This window comes from Tessaracoccus sp. MC1627, assembly GCF_014164725.1.
Taxonomy (GTDB): domain Bacteria; phylum Actinomycetota; class Actinomycetes; order Propionibacteriales; family Propionibacteriaceae; genus Arachnia.
The window spans coordinates 156,838-176,175 of sequence record NZ_JACJGA010000001.1; the positions used below are offsets into that span (position 1 = coordinate 156,838).

Sequence of the window (19,338 nt, forward strand, 5' to 3'; positions counted from 1 at the left end):
GCAGAGTCCCGCAGGTGGTTCCCCCTGAAGACCGACGTCGGTTTCGACGCGGGCTGCGCCGCTTCGCGGCTCGGCCCGGCTCAACCAGCGGGGGGTGTAGCTTCGTCCGGCGCGCAGGCGCTGCCGCTAAAGTCCTGTGGGGTCGCGACAGCACGGACGAGGGTCTGGCTCGCCATTACCTCTGGCTCGCCGTTACCGCTGGTTGGGCCAGCCGCGGCGCGAAGCGCCCGCTGCTGCGTCGAAACCCTTGGCACCCGGTGCAGAGTCCCGCAGGTAGTTCTACCTGAAGACCGACGTCGGTTTCGACGCGGGCTGCGCCGCTTCGCGGCTAGGGCCGGCTCAACCAGCGGGGGAACGAGGCCCGGCTCAACCAGCGGAAAGCGGCTTCGTCCGGCGGGACCGTTGCGGCCGCAAGTCCAGTGGGATCGGGAGCGGCACCGGCCTGCCCGTCCTGCTACATCTACGCCAACGCCCCTCTCACCGGCCAGGGACACAGCCCCTGGCAGAAAGGAGTCGCTCGTCGTGGCGGTTCTGCGTCGTGATGCCCAACCCGAGGATCACTCAGCCGGCATCCCGCTCAGGGAGTCCCAACCCCGGCGCCGCCATGACGATCGGCTCCCGGACCCAGGCAAGGCCACGCTGGGAGCCGGCTGTGAGGCGTGACCCGCTCTCCGGGCGGCCCTCAAAAGCGCCGCAGGCCCCGACCCATGCTCGACCGGGGCGAATGACAGGACAGGCCCACGAGGGGCCGCCCGGAGAGCGGGTCACGCCTCACAGCCCTGAGAACCCAGCTCGAGTTGGAGACGCGGGTGTCAGCTAACGCGGATCGCCCTCGCGCCTTCGACGCCCGGGGCCACACTCAACTCCAGCACCTCTGCTTTGAGTCCCGCTCGCACCAAGGTGGGCCTGGCATCACGGATCTCCTGCTCGGCCGACTCTCCCTTGAGGGCCAGCAGTTGGCCACCGTCGGCGAACAGGGGAGTGGTCCACCCGAGTAGCTTCGTCAGCGGCGCAACGGCGCGACAGACGACGACGTCATAGCGGCGCTTCGTGTCCTCGGCCCGCGCCCGCAGAACCTCCACCCGGTCCTCCAGCCCCAGCTCCTCAACTGCCAGCGTCAGGAAGTTGGCCCGGCGCAACAGCGGCTCAATGAGCGTGACCGTGAGGTCGGGCCGGGTGATGGCGACTGGGATCCCGGGAAGGCCGGCCCCGCTGCCAACGTCCGCAACCTCCACTCCCTGCGGGATGGCGTCGTTGAGGGCCACCGAGTTGGCGATGTGGCGCTGCCACAGCTTGTCGCCCTCCCGGGGCCCGAGCAGTCCCCATTCGATCCCGCGCGAAGCCAATATATCGACATATCGGCTTAACTCTTCAGCGCTTCGGCGATGAAACTCTAAGAGTGCCGCTCGAGCCGTCAGCTCCGGGGACTGCTCGTCGGTCACTTCGCGCTGACCACAACCCGGCGGTTCGGGGGCTCGCCCTCCGACTCGCTGAGCAGCCCGGCGGTGGCGACCTCGTCGTGGACGATCTTGCGCTCATAGGCATTGAGCGCGGCCATCCGCACCGGATCACCAGACTCCTGCACCTCGGCAATGGCGTCCTTCGCCATGGCAACCAGTTCGGCCCGACGCCGCGCGCGGTACCCCGCCACGTCAACCATCAGCCTGGAGCGGTGCCCGGTCTCCGTCATCACGACGAGACGGGCCAGCTCCTGCAGGGCGTCCAGGACCTCGCCGTCCTTACCCACGAGCCGATCCGATTCGGTGTCGATCACGACGAACGCGCGACCGTCCTGGACGGAGTTCTCGATGTCGCCGTCGAGATCGGCGATGTCCAGGAGCTCTTCGAAGTAGTCGGCAACCAGGTCGCCCTCCGCCAACAGGGCGGCTTCGGTTTCATTGTTCGACACGGAAAGTGTCCTCTCCTCATGCCCGGTGGGGGCGGTGTGTGGTTGGGTGTCGGGGCCCTGCTCGGAGGGCTGGCTCACTTCTTCTTCCGAGCGGAGCGCGGCGCCTGCTTCGGCTGCTGCCGGACGACGACGGGCTTGCCGTCCTCGGAGGTGCGGACGGTCTGGCGCGTCACCTGCTGACGGGTCACCCTCGTCGGCTGCTCCGCGACCTCAGCGCCCTCCGTGACCTCAGCGCCATCGCCACCCTCCGCCGCCGGGGCCTGGGCAACCGGGCGCGCCACGGGGCGTGAGCCGGCAGCGCCGTTGCCGGTCTTGCCGCGGCGCTTCTCCGCGCGGGCGATCATGATGCCCTGCGGATCCTTGCCCTTGGCCAGCATCCGCTCCTCCCATTCGATGAACGCAGGAGTGTTGGGCGCGGGATTGTTGCGGATGAGGAGACCCTGCTGGCCCATGGTCCACAGGTTCGAGGTGAGCCAGTAGATGAGCACGCCGATGGGGATGACCACAGACGAGGCGGCGTAGATGACGGGGAAGAGGTACAGCATCATCTTCTGCTGCTGGGCCATCGGGCCGGTGAGGGACTCCGGGGGCAGGTTCTTGCGCATCAACTGGAGCTGCGTGACGAAGAACACCGCGACCATCGCCACCACCAGCACGATGCCCACGGCCTGGGTGGGGCCGAACGAGGTCATCGGGAAGATGCGGTCCGCCAGGCGGGCGCCGAAGATCTCGGCGTTCTGCAGCGACGACACCAGGTCCGGGTTGATCTTGAAGAAGTGGCCGCGGACATTGCCGGAGGACACTCCCTCGAGCACGCGGAACAGCGCGAGGAAGATGGGCATCTGGAGGAGCAGCGGCAGGCAGGAGGCGGTGGGGCTGACCCCCTCCTCCTTGTACATCTTCATGGTCTCCTGGCCGAGTCGCTCCCGGTCATGGCCATGCTTCTTCTGCAGCTCCGCCATCTTCGGCTGAAGCATCTGCATGCTGCGCGCGGAGTTGATCTGCTTCACGAACAGCGGAATGAGGAGGGTTCGGATCACCACCGTGAGGCTGATGATGGCCAAAGTCCAGTTCCAGCCCGATTCGGCGCCGAACAGCGGCGTGTACAGCCAGTGGAAGAACACCACGAGGCCGGACACCGCCCAGTACAGCGGCTGCATCATCGCCGACAGCACCCCGTAGAAGCTGTCCCAGATGTTCAGCGTCACCAGTAGATCGACCACTTAAGCCACCTCAGTCTTCGGTTGGGACTTGGTGTCCCGTGATTCGTTGGAATTCTCTTCTGCCCAGGCCGCCGCTTCCGGCGTGCCGGGCACATAGTCGACGCCGCCCGCCGCCCAAGGATGGCAGCGCACGAGCCGTCGGCCGGTGAGCCAGACGCCCTTGACGGCGCCATGGGTTTCGAGCGCCGTCAGCCCGTAGCTGGAGCACGACGGATGGTACTTGCACACGTCCCCGTAGGAGGGGGAGATGACCGCGCGCCAGGCCTTGACGAACCAGATCAGCGGGTACTTCAGCACTTCGCCGCCTTCCGGAACGCGCGCCGCCAGGCGTCTGCGAGGTCCTCGCCCAGCCGATCCGTCGCGACGGCGGCATCGGGCAGGGCCCGCACCACGACATCTGCCACGACCGGGGCCTCCAGTCCGACGACGAGGTGCCGCAGCCGCCGCTTGACGCGGTTGCGGGTCACGGCGTTGCCCACCTTCTTGGAGACGACAAAACCCACCCGGCTGACGTCGGGTGGATTCTGGGTGGTGGGGCGCAACACGTGCACCACGACTGTCGGGCTGGCTGCCCTGGAGCCGTGCCGGACGGTGACACCGAAGTCACTGGGCTTCGTGAGCCGACGAGGACCTGGCAGCACCGACGTCCGGACCTAGGCCGACAGCTCGGTCCGGCCCTTGCCACGACGGGCCGACAGGATGGCGCGACCCGCGCGGGTGCGCATGCGGGCGCGGAAGCCATGGGTGCGGCTGCGACGGCGGTTGCTCGGTTGGAACGTGCGCTTAGTCATGGGAATACTCGCTCAGTGTCGTTGGTGTACAACTGCCCTGGTGGGCAGGGGGAAGTGACCGCCTCAATGGCGACTGGTCAACGATACGTGGCAACAGGCCCTGGGACCAAACCGCGCCCACGCAGCCGCACAACTAAGCAAATGACAGCCGTGTAGTCCAGCGTGGCACCGGCGTGTCGCGGAAATCGCCTTGCGTGTGGGGCCCGACGGGACTAACTTCGTTGTCCTGCCTTCCAGCTTATCCACAGGTGAGCCCCGGTCGGCTGTACCGCTAGGGTGAGTTATCCCCCTTGTGGACAACCTTGTGGACGAATGAGAAGGCGGAGCGAACCGCCGGGAAGTGGGTGAGGTGAGCGAATCACCGACGCCGGACCTGGCAGCCCTGTGGAACGAGGTCATCGCCTCCGCCGATGCCCCCACGAAGGCGTGGCTGCGCCGCACCAAGCCCCTGGACATGCACGGAAGCACGCTGATGCTCGCGGTCGGCGACGAAACCACGCGCGAACGCCTCGAGACCCGCCTCCGCCCCCAGATCGAGGAGCGCTTGAGCGACATCTGTGGTCAGAGCACCCACCTCGCGGTGATGATCAATCCACAGATGGTGCAGGAGGCCGACGCGTGGACCTCGACGGCGCCGGACGTCCATGAGGACGAGGAGCCACGGCGTGCGGCGCCACGTTCGCGCCCCCAGGACGTCCGGCTCAACCCGCGCTACACCTTCGAGTCGTTCGTCGCCGGCTCGTCCAACCGCTTCGCGCACGCCGCGGCGGCCGCCGTCGCCGAGACTCCCGGCAAGTCGTACAACCCGCTCATGATCTACGGCCCCTCCGGGCTCGGCAAGACCCACCTGCTGCACGCCATCGGCCACTACGTGACCAACTACTACGAGCAGCTGCGCGTGAAGTACGTCTCCACCGAGGAGCTCACCAACGACTTCATCAACGCCATCTCCTCGAACCGCACGGCCGAGTTCCGCAGCTCCTACCGCGACGTCGACGTGCTGCTGGTCGACGACATCCAGTTCCTGGAGTCCAAGATCCAGACCCAGGAGGAGTTCTTCCACACCTTCAACACGCTCCACAACGCGCAGAAGCAGATCGTGATGACCTCCGATCGCCCGCCGAAGCTGCTCGAGGCGTTGGAGCCCAGGCTGCGGTCGCGGTTCGAGTGGGGCCTCATGACCGACATCCAGCCGCCCGACCTCGAGACCCGCATCGCCATCCTGCGGAAGAAGGTGGCCCAGCAGCGGCTGACCGCAGGCACCCAGGTGCTGGAGCTCATCGCCTCGCGGATCCCCACCAACATCCGCGAGTTGGAGGGGGCCCTGACGAGGGTCGCGGCGCTGGCCAGCCTCAACCAGCAGGAGATCACGCTCCCGCTCGCCGAGCAGGTGCTCAACGACCTGATGCCCGACGACGCCGCCCCCGTCGATGCGCAGACCATCATGGACGCGGCCGCCAGGTACTTCTCCATCTCACTGGAGGACCTCACCGGCAGCAGCCGGGTGGCGACCATCGCGGGGGCACGCCAGATCGCGATGTACCTCTGCCGCGAACTCACCGACATGTCGCTGCCGAAGATCGGGCACCGGTTCGGCGGCCGCGACCACTCGACGGTCCTGCATGCCGTGCGCAAGATCAACGAGAAGATCGGCAAGGACCGCGTGCTGTTCAACCAGGTGACCGAGCTCACCAACCAGATCAAGCAGTCCTGAACGCCTCGCCCGCCGCCCTCACCCCGTCGTCGGGGCCGCGTCAGCGTGCCACTGGTTGTGTGGATCAGCTCGCCGCGTGACAATGGAACCTCGGCGGGGTAACCCGTGCTGTTCGAGTGCTATCACTTCCTATACCCATGGGGGTATATACTCGGACCATGATTGAAGAGGTTGATCCCATGCAGCTGGACCCAGAGCAGATGGTGTCGGTGGTCAAGCGGCTCAAGCGTGCCCAAGGGCAGCTGGGCGGGATCATCAAGATGATCGAGGACGGCCGCAACTGCGACGAGATCGTCACGCAGCTCGCCGCCGTCTCCAAGGCCGTGGACCGAGCCGGCTTCTCCACCATCTCGATCGGCCTGCGCCAGTGCATGGAGCAGCCGGATCCGGACCCGCTGGACCAGGCCAAGATGGAGAAGCTGTTCCTGAGCCTCGCCTGAGGCCGAGCGCCTGAGGACAGCCCCGAGCACGACGAAGGGGCCCTCGCCACCGCGGTGGTGAGGGCCCCTTCGTCGTTTCCTTGTGCACGACACGCCGCCCGAGACGCCCACCGTTGCCCCATCGGGGCTAGGGGAGGCACTCAGGCGGCGTGTCGTGCACGGGGAGAGCGGGGGGTGGGGGTCAGTGGAGCGTGATCCCCGAGCCCGCCTTCCACGTCGTGTAGCCGCCGTCGAGGTTGAGCAGCGTCCGGCCGGAGGACCTCAGCGCCGCCAGCGCCGCGTGGCTGCGGATGCCGACCCCACAGTGGAGGACCAGTGGGGCGTCGCCGTCGGGGATCTCGTCCAGCCGGTCCCGCAGCTCGTCGACGGGGATGTTGATCGCGCCCGGGATGGCGCCGGCCGCGAACTCCCCGGGGGTCCGCACATCGACGACGACGGCGCCGGCGTTCTGCGCCTCCGCCACCTCGTGCCACTGGATGCTGTCCTCCCAGCCGCTGAGCCGGTTCTCGGCGATGAAGCCGAGCATGTTGATGGCGTCCTTGCCGGAGCCGAACTGCGGCGCATAGGCAAGCTCGAGTTCCGCCAGGTCGTCGGCCCGGAGACCGCCTGCCATCGCGGTGGCGATCACGTCCATCCGCTTGTCCACGCCCTCCTTGCCGACACCCTGGGCGCCCAGAATCTGGCCGGTTTCGGGGTCCACGAGCAGCTTCAGAGCCATCGTCGTGGCGCCGGGGTAGTAGGTGGCGTGCGAAGCGGGGTGGGTGTGGATGGCCAGGTAGTGGCGCCCCGCGTCGCGGAGCCGCTTCTCGTTCCACCCGGTGGCAGCCACCTGGAGGCCGAGGAGTCCGACGATGGCCGTGCCGCGCACGGGACGGGCGGCCCGCCCGCGACCCGCGATGTCGTCCCCGACCCGCCGGCCCTGCAGGTTGGCCGTGTTGGCCAGGGGCACCAGCACCGATTCGTCGCTGAGCGCGTCCACCTTCTCGACGGCGTCGCCCACGGCATAGATGGAGGGGTCGTTGGTGAGCTGGCGATCGTCGACCAGCAGGCCGCCACGGGGACCGATCCGCAGGCCCGCGGCCTTGGCCAGCTCGGTGTCCGGGCGCACCCCGATGGCCGCGACCACCACATCGGCCGGCAGCACCGACCCATCGGCCAGCGTCACGTCCTTCTCACCGATGGCGATGACGCCGGAGCCGAGCCTGAGATCGATGCCGGCGTCGCGCATCACCGCGTGCACAGGGACGACCATCTCGGGATCCAGCGGGGCCATCACCTGGGGGAGCGCCTCGACGACGGCGACCTGCATCCCGCGGTGCAGCAGGTTCTCGGCCACCTCGAGCCCGACGAAGCCGCCGCCCACGACGACCGCCGTACGCGCCCCGTCGACGGCCGCGATCATCCGGTCCGTGTCCTCCACGTTGCGCAAGGGCAGCGCGCGGCCGATGCCGGGGATGGGGGGCATGAGGGGCCTGGCGCCGGGGGAGAGGACCAGCTTGTCGTAGGTGAGGGTCTCCTCGCGGCCCGTGGCCACGTCGCGCACCACGACCTCCTTGGCCTGACGGTTGATCTGCACCGCCTCGGTGCCCACGCGCACGTCCAGCCGGAACCTGTTGTACAGGGACTCCGGGGTCTGCAGCAGCAGCGCCGAACGGTCCTCGATCACTCCGCCCACGTGATAGGGAAGGCCGCAGTTGGCGAAGGACACATAGCCGCTCCGCTCCACCACGATGATCTCCGCGGACTCGTCGAGGCGACGCAGACGCGCCGCCGCACTCATCCCACCAGCAACTCCACCAATGACTACAACTCTCATGTTTGGAAATCCTATACCCCTGGGGGTATGGTTGGCGAACCGGGGTGACCCGAGACAGCAATCCAAAAGGAGATCAACATGTGCAGTCCCGTCAAGTGCCGTCAGTGCGGCAAGACCACCTGGGCCGGATGCGGCAACCACGTGGAGGCCGTCAAGCGTTCCGTGCCGGCCGGCCAGTGGTGCGGCGGTCACCAGAACACCCAGACCCCCTCGTCGGGCGGCGGCATCTTCGGCCGTCTCATGGGCCGCTGACCCTGCGGACAACCGTGTGAGAGCGGCCGGGTCCTGGCTGTGGATAACTTTCCAGCCCGGCCGCTCCCCACAAATCCTTCACGTGTAGTTTCGATTCATCCACAGTCGCTCAACAGCCGCAATGCTGCGCTGACAAGCCGCGACACCAGTTATCCACCGCCTCCACAGGGGCTATGAGTACAACGAGGATGTAATTACTCAAAGCCACTCAAAGTCACAGCTGTGGGGAACCCCGCTCAGGGCGCAATTTCGCCCCTGGCAGCGCTGGAGGCCGCTGCTACCTTTGTGGGCGTGAGCATCGCAGCGCGGGCCAGGGGCCTCACCAAGATCTACGGATCCGGATCGGCGGTGGTGACCGCCCTGGACGACGTGGATTTCGAGATCGCAGACGGCGAGTTCACCGCCATCATGGGCCCCTCCGGCTCCGGGAAGTCCACCCTCATGCACCTCATGGCCGCGCTGGACACCCCCACGTCGGGAGAGGTGTACCTCGGCGAGACGGCCGTCTCCACGCTCGCGGACACCCCGCTGACCGAGCTCCGCCGCGACCGCATCGGCTTCATCTTCCAGGCCTTCAACCTGGTGCCAACCCTCACGGCCCGGGAGAACATCGTCCTCCCGCTGCGGATCGCAGGCAAGAAGGTCGACGAGGAGTGGTTCGAGCGCATCGTCGACGTGCTGGCGCTGGGGGACCGCCTCACGCACAAGCCGTCCGAGCTCTCCGGCGGTCAGCAGCAGCGCGTCGCCTGCGCCAGGGCCTTGATGAATCGCCCGCACATCGTTTTCGGAGACGAGCCCACCGGCAACCTGGACTCCACCTCGGCCGCGGAGGTGCTCGGATTCCTGCGCCGCAGCGTCGACGAGTTCGGCCAGACGGTGGTCATGGTCACCCACGATGCGCATGCCGCCAGCTACGCGGATCGGGCGGTCTTCCTCTCGGACGGTCGCATCGTGCATGAGATGCGAGGCGCCACCCAGGAGGACCTGCTGGGAGCGATGTCGCACATCTACCCCCGCCACACCCCCACGCACCGGGCGCCGGAGACCGTGGAGGACGAGCCCGCCGGGGAGGGTGCGGAGGGCACGGCCGTCTACCGCGACGGCGGCGCGGCCCCCACGAGCGGCCCCGTCGACGACGGTGGCGAGTCCACCGTCGAACGTTCCATGGCGCGCCGCGCACTCCTGGACCAGTAGATGCTGCACGCCACCTGGAAGTCGCTGTGGGCGCGCAAAGTCCGGCTCCTGCTCAGCGCGCTGTCGATCGTGTTGGGTGTGGCCTTCGTGGCCGGTTCGTTGCTGTTCACGAATCTGCTGTCCTCCAGCTTCGACCAGCTCGTCAAGGGCGCGCTGGCGGACGTCAACGTCTCACCCGAGTCCAGCGGCATCCAGGGGTTCGATCCCACGGCGGGCGCCCAGCAGATCCTGCTCACCAGCGACGAGGTGACGGCCATCGGCGAGGTGGACGGCGTCCAGGCGGCCGCCGGCATCGTCTCCAGCAGCCAGATCTTCCCCCTGGACCAGGACAACCGCCTGATCATGTTCCCCGGTGCCCCGGGCATCGCGATGAACTGGGTGGACCTCCCCGCAGCGGGCGGCCAGGTGGGGGCACGCCTCGTCGAGGGCCGCGTGCCCGAGGCGTCGGACGAGGTGATGGTGGACCCGGCCACCGCCACGCGCGGCGGCTTCGTCGTCGGCGACACCCTCAGCGTGTCCACGCCCGTCGACGGGATCCAGAGCTACACCATCGTTGGTCTCGGCACCTACGGCGCGGGGGCCACGGCCGGCGCCAGCTACCTGTTCTTCACCCTCGACGAGGCCCAGCGCCTGGTGCAGGGCGGCAAGGAGGGGTTCTACGCGGCCTGGGTGCAGACCGCACCGGAGGCCGACCCCGACGCGGTGGCCGAGGCCGTCCAGGAGATCCTCCCCGAAGGTTTCGTCGCCGAGACCGGAGATTCGCTGGCTGAAACCATCCAGGATCAGCTCGACGTGGGCCTCGGATTCATCAACACGTTCCTCCTGGTCTTCGCCGGGATCGCGCTCCTGGTGGCGACCCTGCTGATCCTCAACACGTTCTCGATCCTCGTGGCCCAACGCTCCCGGGAGCTGGCCCTGCTCCGCGCCATCGGCGCCACCCGCGGGCAGGTGCGGCTCTCGGTACTCACGGAGGCCGCGGTCATCGGCGTGATCGGCGCCACCGTCGGCCTGCTGGTGGGCTACGGGTTGGCCTGGGGAATCCTCGCCGCGTTCCGCCTCTTCGGCATCGACCTCGGCACCGCCGTGCCCACCTTCACGTGGCAGGCGGTGGCCGCGTCCTACACCATCGGCATCGTCATCACGCTCGTGGCGGCCACGCTGCCCGCGCGGAAGGCATCCCGGACCCGCCCCGTCGAGGCCATGGCGATGGCGCAGCAGTCCGGGCCGGAGCGGCTCGGCGGGCTGCCGCTGATCGGCGTCGGGATGATCGAGATCGGCATCGCGGCCATCGCGTGCGCACTCTGGCTGGACGTCCCGCAGCCCCTGATCTGGGCCGGCGTCGGCGCGGTCCTGCTCCTGGTGGGCATGGTGCTGGCCGCCGTCCTGGTGGGCAAGCCACTGATCTGGCTGTTCGGTCTGGCCTACCGTGCGCTCTTCGGCGAGGTGGGCAAGCTGGCCCGGCTCAACGCGGTCCGGCAGCCCCGTCGCACCGCGGCCACCGCCGCCACGCTCATGATCGGCCTGGCGCTGGTGGCCACGGTGGCCATCCTGGCCGCCAGCACCACCACCTCCATCCGGGAGCGGCTCACCTCTGATCAGCGCGGTGACTTCACCATTAGCCCCGTGGCCTATCAGCCGTTCGACGCGACTGTCGCGGAGGAGGCACGGGAGATCGACGGCGTCGAGGCCGTCTTCGAGTTCTACCGCGGCGCCACTGTTCTCGACGGCGAGCCCGTGCAGCTCACCGGCGCCACCGACGAGGGCCTGGAGCGGGCCAGCAGCCTGGAGGTCGTGGCCGGCTCGCTCAGCGACGAGGGCGGCACCGCCCCGGCCGTGATCTCCTCGGACTTCGCCGAGGATCAGGGGCTCAGCCTCGGCCAGCTGCTCGAACTACCCACGCCGGCAGGGGGCACCGTCGAGCTTCTCGTCACCGGCCTGCACGACGGCGGCGGTGGCCCGCCCCCGCTGGGCGACATCATCGTGGACCCGGACACGTTCGCCGAACTCGGCGACGGCAGCCTGGTACAGCAGGTGGTGGTGTTCACCGAGCCCGGCGCTGACCTGACGGCAGTGCGTGAGGGCCTCGACGAGGCCACCTCCGAGTTGCCCACCGTCGTGGTGGCGGACGTGGCGGAGTTCGTGGAGGCCCGGGTCGGGCAGTTCCAGCAGATCTTCTCCATCCTCTACGCGCTGCTGGCGCTCGCCGTCGTGATCTCGGTGCTCGGCATCGTCAACACGCTCGGCCTGTCCGTGATGGAGCGGACCCGAGAGGTGGGGCTGCTGCGCGCGGTGGGGATGACCCGTCCGCAGCTGAGGCTCATGGTGACCCTCGAATCGGTGATGGTGGCCACGCTGGGCGCCACGCTCGGCGTGCTCCTGGGCGGCGTCTTCGGCTCCGTCCTGGTCAACCTTCTACGGGACGACGGAATCGACATTCTGGTCGTCCCCTGGGTCCAGCTGGGGGTGTTCGTCGTGGTGGCGGCCCTGTTCGGTGTGTTGGCGGCGGTCGGGCCGGCGCGTCGCGCGTCGCGGCTCAACGTGCTCGAATCCATCGCCAGCGAGTAGGTCAGCGGCTGGCATGGGCGCTGAGCGGCCCGGCTATGATGCAGGCGATGGTCTGTCCCGAGCGCACCCACGTGGCTGCGCTCACCGACTGTTCACGTAGCGAGATCGAAGGGGAACCCTGTGAAGATTCGAGTTGAGCGCGAGGCGCTGGCGGATGCCGTGGCCTGGGTGGCACGCAGCCTCCCCACGCGCCCCACCGCACCGATCCTCGCGGGCATGCTGTTGGAGGCCGACGCCAACGGGCTGACGCTCAGCAGCTTCGACTCGACGACCTCGGCCAAGGTCACCCTGCCGGCCACCGTCAACGACGAGGGCACCGTCCTTGTCTCGGGTCGCCTGCTCGCGGAGATCGCGCGCTCGCTGCCCAACAAGCCGGTGGACCTCGTCGCGGACCACTCGAAGGTCGAGCTCACCTGCGGCCAGGCCCGATTCACGCTCCAGACGCTGCCGGTGGAGGAGTACCCCACGCTCCCGGACATGCCCAGCCAGACCGGCACGGTGGACGCGGCCACGTTTGAGAAGGCCGTCGGTCAGGTCTTCGTCGCCGCCGGCCGCGATGAGCTGCTCAACGTGTTCACCGGTGTGAAGCTGGAGATCAACGGCGAGGAGCTGTCGCTGCTCGCCACGGACCGTTACCGGATGGCGCTCAAGGAGCTCACCTGGCGCCCGTCCTCCCCGTCGGTGGAGGGCGCGGTGCTCGTGCCGGGCAAGGTGCTGGCGGACACCGCCAAGTCCATGACCTCTGGCGAGACGGTCACCATCTCGCTGTCCACCACCGAGGCTGAGGGTGAAGGGCTTGCGGGCTTCGTCGGGCAGAGCTCCCGGAGCACCCGAGAGGCCACCACGAGGCTGCTCAGCCAGGCGTTCCCCAAGGTCCGCCACCTGATGAACGTGGATCCCACCGTCAGCGTCCGGGTCAACACGGCAGACCTGCTGGCGGCCGTGAAGCGCGTGTCACTGGTGGCCGAGCGCAACACGCCGCTGCGGATGCGCATCAACGAGGACCACATCGCGCTCGAGGCCGCCACCGGTGACCAGGCGCAGGCCTCGGAGGCCATCGAGGCCGAGGTGGAGGTGGTGGGCGATTCCCAGTCCATCACGGACGCCGGCTTCAACCCCCACTACCTGCTGGACGCGCTCACCGCGCTCGACGCGCCGTTCGCCCACTTCTCGTTCACGCTCCCGGGGAAGCCCTGCCTGATCATGGGCCTCCCCAACATCGACGGCGACCCACTGACGGACTACAGGCACGTCATCATGCTGATGCGCCTGCCCGGCTGACCCCACCATCCAGGCATCGAAGGAGCCACACATGCGCATCGGACTGATCGGCCTCGGGAAGATGGGCGGCAACATGCGCGAGCGGCTCCGCCGCGGCGGCGTGGAGGTCGTCGGTCTGGACCACAACCCGGACATTTCCGACGCCAAGGACGAGGCCGACCTCGTCGCTCAGCTCGGAGCAGGCCCGCGCGTGGTGTGGCTGATGGTCCCCATCCACGCCGTGGATTCCCTCATCGAGACGTTGAAGCCCCTGCTATCTGCGGGAGACGTGGTCATCGACGGCGGCAACTCCAAGTGGACCCACGACGCCAAGCACGCCGCATACCTCTCTGACAAGGGCATCCACTTCGTCGACGTCGGCACCTCGGGTGGCGTGTGGGGCCTCGAGAACGGCTACGCGCTCATGGCCGGCGGGCCGAAGGAGGCCATCGAGATCGCCATGCCCGCGTTCCAGGCTCTGAAGCCGGAGGGCGAGTTCGGGTTCGTCCACGCGGGCGAGAGCGGCGCGGGACACTTCGCCAAGATGGTGCACAACGGCATCGAGTACGGCCTTATGCAGGCCTACGCGGAGGGCTGGGAGCTGCTCGAGGCCTCGGACGTGGTGACCAACGTGCCGCAGGTGTTCGAGTCCTGGCGCGAGGGCACCGTCATCCGCTCCTGGCTGCTGGACCTCATGACCTACGCGCTGGGGGAGGACCCGCACCTCGAGGCCATCGAGGGCTATGCGGAGGACTCCGGCGAGGGCCGCTGGACCGTCAACGCCGCCGTCGACCTGGCGGTCCCGGTGCCGACGATCGCGGCCAGCCTGTTCGCGCGGTTCGTGTCGCGGCAGGACGACTCGCCGGCCATGAAGATGGTCGCGGCGATGCGCAACCAGTTCGGCGGCCACGCCGTCGCGCCGTCGAAGGACTGATTGGGTAGGTGTTCGTCACCGAACTCGCACTGATCGACTTCCGCAACTACACGGAGGCGTCGCTGACTCTGTCGTCGGGGGTCACGGTGTTCGTCGGCTCCAACGGTCAGGGCAAGACCAACCTGGTGGAGGCCATCGAATATCTGTCCACCATGTCCTCGCACCGGGTGGCGGCCACGGCGCCGCTGATCCGGGCCGGCGCGGAGACTGCGGTGGTGAGGGCCAAGGTGCAGGCTGGCCGCGAGGATCCGCGGGTGATCTCGCTGGAGCTGGAGATCGCCAATGGCCGCTCCAACGTAGCGCGCCTGAACCGGGCGCCGTTGGGACGCCCGCGGGAGCTGATCGGCGCGCTGCGCACCGTCGTGTTCTCGCCCCTGGACCTGGCGATCGTGCGCGACGACCCGTCGGATCGGCGTGCGTGGCTGGACTCCCTCGTCGTGACGCGCTGGCCGCGGATGGCTGGCGTGCGGCAGGACCTCGACAAGGTACTTAAGCAGCGAAACGCGCTCCTCAAGGCGATGGCGGGCCGGTCGTTCGTGCCCAGCGGCGGCGACGAGGCCGTCACCCTGGAGGTCTGGAACGGCCAGTTCGCCACCCTGGGGGCCGAGCTGCTGCACGCCCGGCTGGACACCCTGGCGGACGTGGTTCCCCACGCTCAGCGCGCCTACGAGACCATCGCGCCGCTGAACAATCAGATCTCTGCGTCGTACAAGACCGCGCTGGACCTCGACGGCGTGGCGGGGGAGGCGGACGTGAGGGCGGCGCTGCGCGGCCGGCTGCTCGAGGCGATGGAGCGGGTGCGCAGGGACGAGGTGTCGCGGGGGGTGACCCTGGTGGGCCCGCAGCGCGACGACGTCGAGTTGGCCATCGGACCGCTGCCGGCCAAGGGGTACGCGTCCCACGGGGAGTCGTGGTCGTTGGCGTTGGCGCTGCGGTTGGGCGGTTTCACGTTGGTGCGCGACGACGGAGTGGAGCCGGTGCTGGTGTTGGACGACGTGTTCGCGGAGCTGGACGTGTCGCGGCGGGAGCGGTTGGCGGCGGCGATCGCGGACGCCGAGCAGGTCCTGATCACCGCGGCCGTCGGGGCGGATGTGCCGGACTTCCCGGCGGAGCGTCGCTTCCGCGTGGACGCCGGGACGGTCACCGCCCTAGCTCCCTGACGACCGACGGCCGTCCCCGTCGCGTCGGTACCTGACCGTGGTTGTGGTGGTCGGGTTTGGCGGTGGGTGGTGGGGGCCGGGCCGCCCCATAAGCCCGCGGCGGCGCGTAGCGCGGCCCCCCCGGCCAAAACCCCCCCCCCCCCCCCCCCCCCCCCCCACCGCCCTGCTGTCTCGTCGCGTCCTCCTGAGTCTTCGACCAACGGCATGGTTGGCTGGGTGTCACTTCTGGTGTCGACTACGGCAGCAGAAGTGACGGTGAGGCAAGCGGCGGGAGTCGCGGCACGCGAGTTGGGCGCGAGGGTGGGGGACGGTAGGGCGGCTCTGCGTCGGGGTGCCCAGCCTGAGGGTCACGAGACTGGCGTCCCGCCCGGGCAGGCTCTCGCCATGGCCGCCCTGACGGCACGCGCCCGAACTCGACCACGCCACCGGGAATCGCGCGGGGAGACGGGAGCCGAGGCACGGGCGGCCTCGACACTGGGCCCGAGAGCAGCTGGCGGGTGCGTGCAACCGTGGACAACGGCCGCCCGTGCCTCGACTCCCGACTCCCCGCACCGACGGCGGGGTCGGCCGACGGCGGGGCGGGTAATGTCGGCCGCATGAGCGAGGAGGCGCACGACCCGACGGGGCTCGACCTCGCCTCCGAGATCGCCCGCGCCGCCGTCGAGTCTGCGGCCTACGGCGTGGTCCTTCCGGAACCCTCGCCGCCGAAGACCCCGCGCCGCCGACAGCGCCCCATGGAGCAGCAGCGCTCCGGCGCCCATCCCGACGACCGCGACCCCCAACGCGTCGGTGACGTCCTCAACACCGTCATCCAGGCCCGCGGCTGGCAACGTCGGATCAGCCTCTCGATGGTGCTGCGACGGTGGCCCGAACTGGTGGGGGAGTCCAACGCTCAACACTCCACGCCCGTCAACTACGCCGACGGGGTGCTGATCGTGGATTGCGACTCCACTGCGTGGGCCGCGGCCATGAAGTACGCGGCGTCGCAGATCGTGGCGCGTCTCAACCGCGCGCTGGGCGAACAGACGGTGTTGCGTGTCGAGTTCCGGGGGCCGAGGCCGCCGAGCTGGAAGAAGGGCCTCCGCTCGGTTCAGGGTCGCGGCCCCCGCGACACCTACGGCTGAGACCTAAGCTGAGCGCATGCGCATCACAGTCACCGGCACCAGCCGGATCACGCTCCCGGCGGAGTGCGTCGCGGTCAACGTGACAGTCGGCTTCACCGGCCCGGACCGCGACTCCGTCGTCGCGGACACGGCCGGCCTGACGGATCGCGTCCGGGCACAACTCGAGCAGCCCCTCGCCTCAGGGGTGGTTCGCGACGTCAAGCTCACCAGCCTCCGCACGTGGACCTCGACTCCGCTCAACACCCGCGGGCAGCCCCAGGCGCCCCAGCACACGGCGGAGGTCCGCGGCTCCTTCATCGTCGACGATCTCGCCGCCCTCGGTGACATCCTCGGCACCCTCGCCGCGACACCCGGGGTGCAGGTGGGCTGGCTGGACTGGCGCCTCCGTGACTCCACCCTGGCCGAGGTGCAGCCCAGGGCCCTCGCCGACGCCTTCGACGATGCCCACCGTCGAGCCGAATGGATCTCGACGGCGGCGCGCCGGGGAGGCGTCGAAGCGGTGGCGGTGCAGGACCAGGGTGGCGGGATCGTGCCGTTGGCGTCGGCGAGGAAGGCGTCGCGGGCGATGATGGACTCGGCGCCGTCGATCGATCTGGACCCTCAGGATGTCGAGATCTCCGTGAGCCTGACCGTCGAGTTCACCGCGGCTTAGGCTCGACGACGGCACCCGCGACACGCCGGGCGCGAATTCCCTTTCAGACCCAGTGCTCCAACTCCTTCCCATCCGGCCCTGGGCGTGATTCGATGGGCGGGTATGAGCCAACCGGTATCGGGGGACTGGATGAAGCTTCGAGGGCTGTCGTCGGTGGTCGCTGCTGCGATCTCGGCGGCCCTGGTTGGAGGAGCCGTCACGTATGGGCAGGAACCGCTGACGGCCATTGAGGCCGTCCCGGTCCCGCCGGTGATGCTGGTGGCGCCCGGCCCGGTCACCTATCCCACGTCGACGGCCTCGCCGTCGAGTCCGCTGGGCTACCGCCTCGAAGGCTGGTCGTTCGACGAGGCCCCCGGCAGCTTCGACCCGTTCAGCGCCCCTACTCCGCAGATCGTCCCGCTGGATGGACCCAGGCCCGCCGAGGCTCCGCCACCGCCAGAGCCGGAGACCATCCCGGAGGCGACGGCCATCGGGTCCGTGGGCGAGAAGGCAGGCGGCGACCTCCTCTCGATGCCCGTCAACGGGCGCCGGACGTCGGTGTTCGGGATGCGCTACCACCCCATCCTTCGCGTCTGGAAGCTGCACACCGGCCTGGACTTCGCAGCCCCGTGCGGCACCCCCGTCGGCGCGGCCGCGGCCGGGCGCGTTGTCTCAGCAGGCTGGGCCGGCGGGAACGGCGTCCAGGTCAAGATCGACCACGGCATGCTCGCCGGCTACCGCGTGGTCACCACCTACAACCATCTCTCCGCCATCGGTGTGAGGGTGGGGCAGCAGGTCGACGCCCTCGACGGCGTGGGCCGCGTGGGCAACACCGGCTACTCCACCGGTTGTCACCTGCATTTCGAGGTGATCGTCAACGGCCGGTTCACGGACCCGGAGCCGTGGCTGAACGGCCAGCCCACACGGGTGGACCTGAGGGACATCGCCTTCCTCGACGTGGACGGCTCCTCCACCACGCCCAGCCTCGTCCTGGGCCTGTCGCCCAGCGCCGAGGCCAGCGAGGTTCCCACCCAGAGCGTGTGGGACAGCCTCATCGCGAGCCTGACCGGGGAGCCGAGCCCGTCCCCGAGCGTGAGCCCGTCGACGAGCCTCAGCCCGTGGGCGTCGGCGAGCCCCAGCCCGTCGATCAGCCCCAGCGATTCGCCTAGTGCGAGCGATTCTCCGAGTGCGAGCGAGTCGTCCACCCCCAGCACAAGCGAACCATCGCCCAGCGACACCTCGCCCCTCCCCTCGGCCACCGAGTCGGAGAGCACGCCGCCTCCGTCGTCCACGGCGCCGGATCCCTCGTCCGAGGCCCCAGCTCCCGAGCCCACCACCCAGGCTCCAGAGCCGGACCCCACGACGGAGTCACCGCCGCCACCGCCGCCGGCGCCTGAGCCCGAACCAGAACCGGAGCCTGAACCGGAGCCACCTCCGCCGCCCCCGGCAGATCCTGAACCCACCACGGATGCACCGCCCCCGCCCAGCGAGGACGCCTCAGCTACGCCGTGACGCCCGGTCAGATGATCAGCAGCGCTCCGGCCGCGATGATCGAGGTGAGCAGCGTCACCACGTCGAACGTCCTCTGTGGCACGCGGTGGATCAGCGCCACCCCGATCACCGTGCCGAAGAGGACCACCGGGATTCCCCACGCGACGGTGAGCATCACCTGCGGCGTGAACAATCCGAGTGATGCGGTCAAGGGCGTCTTCGCTACGTTGACGATGAAGTAGAACCACGCTGAGGTGCCGAGGAAGCGCATCTTCTCCACCTTCGCCAGCTGGAGGTAGACCGCCATCACCGGTCCAGCGGCGTTGGCGGCCATCGTCGTGAACCCCGCCGCGACACCCGCGCCCATCGTCAGCGCCCGATGCGGAGGCCCGTCGTCGACGGTGGGGTCCGGGGCGCGCCGTCGGGCCAGGGTCGACAAGACGAGTTGGAGCAGCACCGAGACGAGCAGGATGGCGCCGATCGATCGGCGCAGCACCAGGTCGTCGACGAACTGGATGAACAGGGCGCCGAGCAGGATTCCGGGCACGACCGAGGGCAGGAGTGCCTTGAGCAGCGACCAGTCGGCGGAGCGGCGGTAGCGCAGCACGCCGATGATGTCGCCGGTGATGAGGAGCAGCAGTGCGGCGGCGGTGGACTCCTTGGTGGGCAGCGCCAGAGCGAGCAGCGCGACGGCGAGGGAGCCGAGGCCGCCGAAGCTGGTTTTGGCGATGCCGATGATGAGGGCAGCCGCTGCCGCCGCGATCCACGTCCACTCCATGCTGGGACTCCCTCTGTCGCGGGAAGGCTACTCCACCGCCCCGCCGTCGTCCCAAT

19 protein-coding genes are annotated in these 19,338 nt (G+C 69.1%); 11 read left to right on the forward strand and 8 right to left on the reverse strand.

Features of this window, described 5'->3' with window-relative positions:
- Positions 1-812: 812 nt before the first annotated feature.
- The 6 genes from rsmG to rpmH all read right to left on the reverse strand — a co-directional run bounded on the left by rsmG (position 813) and on the right by rpmH (position 3,923).
- Complete coding sequence (rsmG, locus tag H5399_RS00710) at positions 813-1,418, reverse strand: 16S rRNA (guanine(527)-N(7))-methyltransferase RsmG (RefSeq protein ID WP_182781878.1); 606 nt, start codon at positions 1,416-1,418, stop codon at positions 813-815.
- 20 nt (positions 1,419-1,438) lie between these two features.
- Positions 1,439-1,909: a protein jag gene (locus H5399_RS00715; RefSeq protein WP_370585654.1), complete on the reverse strand. Its 471-nt coding sequence runs from the start codon at positions 1,907-1,909 to the stop codon at positions 1,439-1,441.
- 74 nt (positions 1,910-1,983) lie between these two features.
- Positions 1,984-3,132 carry a membrane protein insertase YidC gene (yidC, locus tag H5399_RS00720; protein ID WP_182781117.1) on the reverse strand — a complete coding sequence of 383 codons (1,149 nt, stop codon included), beginning with the start codon at positions 3,130-3,132 and terminating at the stop codon, positions 1,984-1,986.
- The gene (gene yidD / locus H5399_RS00725) at positions 3,133-3,429 is read right to left on the reverse strand and encodes a membrane protein insertion efficiency factor YidD (protein ID WP_370585655.1); all 297 of its coding nucleotides are present in this window, start codon (positions 3,427-3,429) and stop codon (positions 3,133-3,135) included.
- A complete protein-coding gene (gene rnpA / locus H5399_RS00730) occupies positions 3,423-3,773 on the reverse strand; it encodes a ribonuclease P protein component (protein ID WP_182781118.1) in 351 nt (116 codons plus the stop codon). Before rnpA ends, yidD begins: the two co-directional genes overlap by 7 nt.
- A 12-nt stretch (positions 3,774-3,785) precedes the next feature.
- A complete protein-coding gene (gene rpmH, locus H5399_RS00735; RefSeq protein WP_182781119.1) occupies positions 3,786-3,923 on the reverse strand; it encodes a 50S ribosomal protein L34 in 138 nt (45 codons plus the stop codon).
- 340 nt (positions 3,924-4,263) lie between these two features.
- Between rpmH and dnaA the strand changes: the two genes are divergently transcribed.
- Both dnaA and H5399_RS00745 read left to right on the forward strand, forming a co-directional pair.
- Entirely contained in the window at positions 4,264-5,637 is a 1,374-nt protein-coding gene (gene dnaA / locus H5399_RS00740) for a chromosomal replication initiator protein DnaA (protein WP_182781120.1), read from the forward strand.
- A gap of 179 nt (positions 5,638-5,816) precedes the next feature.
- Positions 5,817-6,077 carry a metal-sensitive transcriptional regulator gene (locus H5399_RS00745; RefSeq protein WP_182781880.1) on the forward strand — a complete coding sequence of 87 codons (261 nt, stop codon included), beginning with the start codon at positions 5,817-5,819 and terminating at the stop codon, positions 6,075-6,077.
- A 181-nt stretch (positions 6,078-6,258) separates the two neighbouring features.
- On the opposite strand, the gene H5399_RS00750 is transcribed toward H5399_RS00745, so the two are convergent.
- Entirely contained in the window at positions 6,259-7,893 is a 1,635-nt protein-coding gene (locus tag H5399_RS00750; protein ID WP_182781121.1) for an FAD-dependent oxidoreductase, read from the reverse strand.
- A gap of 78 nt (positions 7,894-7,971) precedes the next feature.
- On the opposite strand from H5399_RS00750, the gene H5399_RS00755 reads away from it, so the two are divergent.
- The 9 genes from H5399_RS00755 (at position 7,972) to H5399_RS00795 (ending at position 18,525) form a co-directional block, all read left to right on the forward strand.
- A complete protein-coding gene (locus H5399_RS00755) occupies positions 7,972-8,145 on the forward strand; it encodes a hypothetical protein (RefSeq protein ID WP_182781122.1) in 174 nt (57 codons plus the stop codon).
- 291 nt (positions 8,146-8,436) lie between these two features.
- A complete protein-coding gene (locus H5399_RS00760; protein WP_182781123.1) occupies positions 8,437-9,339 on the forward strand; it encodes an ABC transporter ATP-binding protein in 903 nt (300 codons plus the stop codon).
- Positions 9,340-11,904, forward strand: a complete 2,565-nt coding sequence (locus tag H5399_RS00765) for an ABC transporter permease (RefSeq protein WP_182781124.1) — start codon at positions 9,340-9,342, stop codon at positions 11,902-11,904.
- A gap of 120 nt (positions 11,905-12,024) precedes the next feature.
- The gene (dnaN, locus tag H5399_RS00770) at positions 12,025-13,185 is read left to right on the forward strand and encodes a DNA polymerase III subunit beta (protein ID WP_182781125.1); all 1,161 of its coding nucleotides are present in this window, start codon (positions 12,025-12,027) and stop codon (positions 13,183-13,185) included.
- Positions 13,186-13,216: 31 nt separating this feature from the next.
- Entirely contained in the window at positions 13,217-14,098 is an 882-nt protein-coding gene (gene gnd / locus H5399_RS00775; protein ID WP_182781126.1) for a phosphogluconate dehydrogenase (NAD(+)-dependent, decarboxylating), read from the forward strand.
- A gap of 8 nt (positions 14,099-14,106) precedes the next feature.
- Positions 14,107-15,258 carry a DNA replication/repair protein RecF gene (gene recF / locus H5399_RS00780; protein WP_182781127.1) on the forward strand — a complete coding sequence of 384 codons (1,152 nt, stop codon included), beginning with the start codon at positions 14,107-14,109 and terminating at the stop codon, positions 15,256-15,258.
- 596 nt (positions 15,259-15,854) lie between these two features.
- The gene (locus H5399_RS00785; RefSeq protein WP_182781128.1) at positions 15,855-16,382 is read left to right on the forward strand and encodes a DUF721 domain-containing protein; all 528 of its coding nucleotides are present in this window, start codon (positions 15,855-15,857) and stop codon (positions 16,380-16,382) included.
- Between the two features lie 16 nt (positions 16,383-16,398).
- Positions 16,399-17,034, forward strand: a complete 636-nt coding sequence (locus H5399_RS00790; RefSeq protein WP_182781129.1) for an SIMPL domain-containing protein — start codon at positions 16,399-16,401, stop codon at positions 17,032-17,034.
- 102 nt (positions 17,035-17,136) lie between these two features.
- Positions 17,137-18,525: a M23 family metallopeptidase gene (locus tag H5399_RS00795; protein ID WP_182781130.1), complete on the forward strand. Its 1,389-nt coding sequence runs from the start codon at positions 17,137-17,139 to the stop codon at positions 18,523-18,525.
- A gap of 7 nt (positions 18,526-18,532) precedes the next feature.
- On the opposite strand, the gene H5399_RS00800 is transcribed toward H5399_RS00795, so the two are convergent.
- Positions 18,533-19,282: a sulfite exporter TauE/SafE family protein gene (locus tag H5399_RS00800; RefSeq protein WP_182781131.1), complete on the reverse strand. Its 750-nt coding sequence runs from the start codon at positions 19,280-19,282 to the stop codon at positions 18,533-18,535.
- Positions 19,283-19,338: the final 56 nt, after the last annotated feature.

Excerpts from the sequence above, each read along its gene's own strand:
- rpmH (WP_182781119.1), bottom strand. The coding sequence starts at position 3,923 with ATGACTAAGCGCACGTTCCAACCGAGCAACCGCCGTCGCAGCCGCACC.
- H5399_RS00745 (WP_182781880.1), top strand. The coding sequence starts at position 5,817 with ATGCAGCTGGACCCAGAGCAGATGGTGTCGGTGGTCAAGCGGCTCAAG.
- H5399_RS00750 (WP_182781121.1), bottom strand. The coding sequence starts at position 7,893 with ATGAGAGTTGTAGTCATTGGTGGAGTTGCTGGTGGGATGAGTGCGGCG.
- H5399_RS00755 (WP_182781122.1), top strand. The coding sequence starts at position 7,972 with ATGTGCAGTCCCGTCAAGTGCCGTCAGTGCGGCAAGACCACCTGGGCC.
- H5399_RS00765 (WP_182781124.1), top strand. The coding sequence starts at position 9,340 with ATGCTGCACGCCACCTGGAAGTCGCTGTGGGCGCGCAAAGTCCGGCTC.
- gnd (WP_182781126.1), top strand. The coding sequence starts at position 13,217 with ATGCGCATCGGACTGATCGGCCTCGGGAAGATGGGCGGCAACATGCGC.
- H5399_RS00785 (WP_182781128.1), top strand. The coding sequence starts at position 15,855 with ATGAGCGAGGAGGCGCACGACCCGACGGGGCTCGACCTCGCCTCCGAG.
- H5399_RS00790 (WP_182781129.1), top strand. The coding sequence starts at position 16,399 with ATGCGCATCACAGTCACCGGCACCAGCCGGATCACGCTCCCGGCGGAG.
- H5399_RS00795 (WP_182781130.1), top strand. The coding sequence starts at position 17,137 with ATGAGCCAACCGGTATCGGGGGACTGGATGAAGCTTCGAGGGCTGTCG.
- H5399_RS00800 (WP_182781131.1), bottom strand. The coding sequence starts at position 19,282 with ATGGAGTGGACGTGGATCGCGGCGGCAGCGGCTGCCCTCATCATCGGC.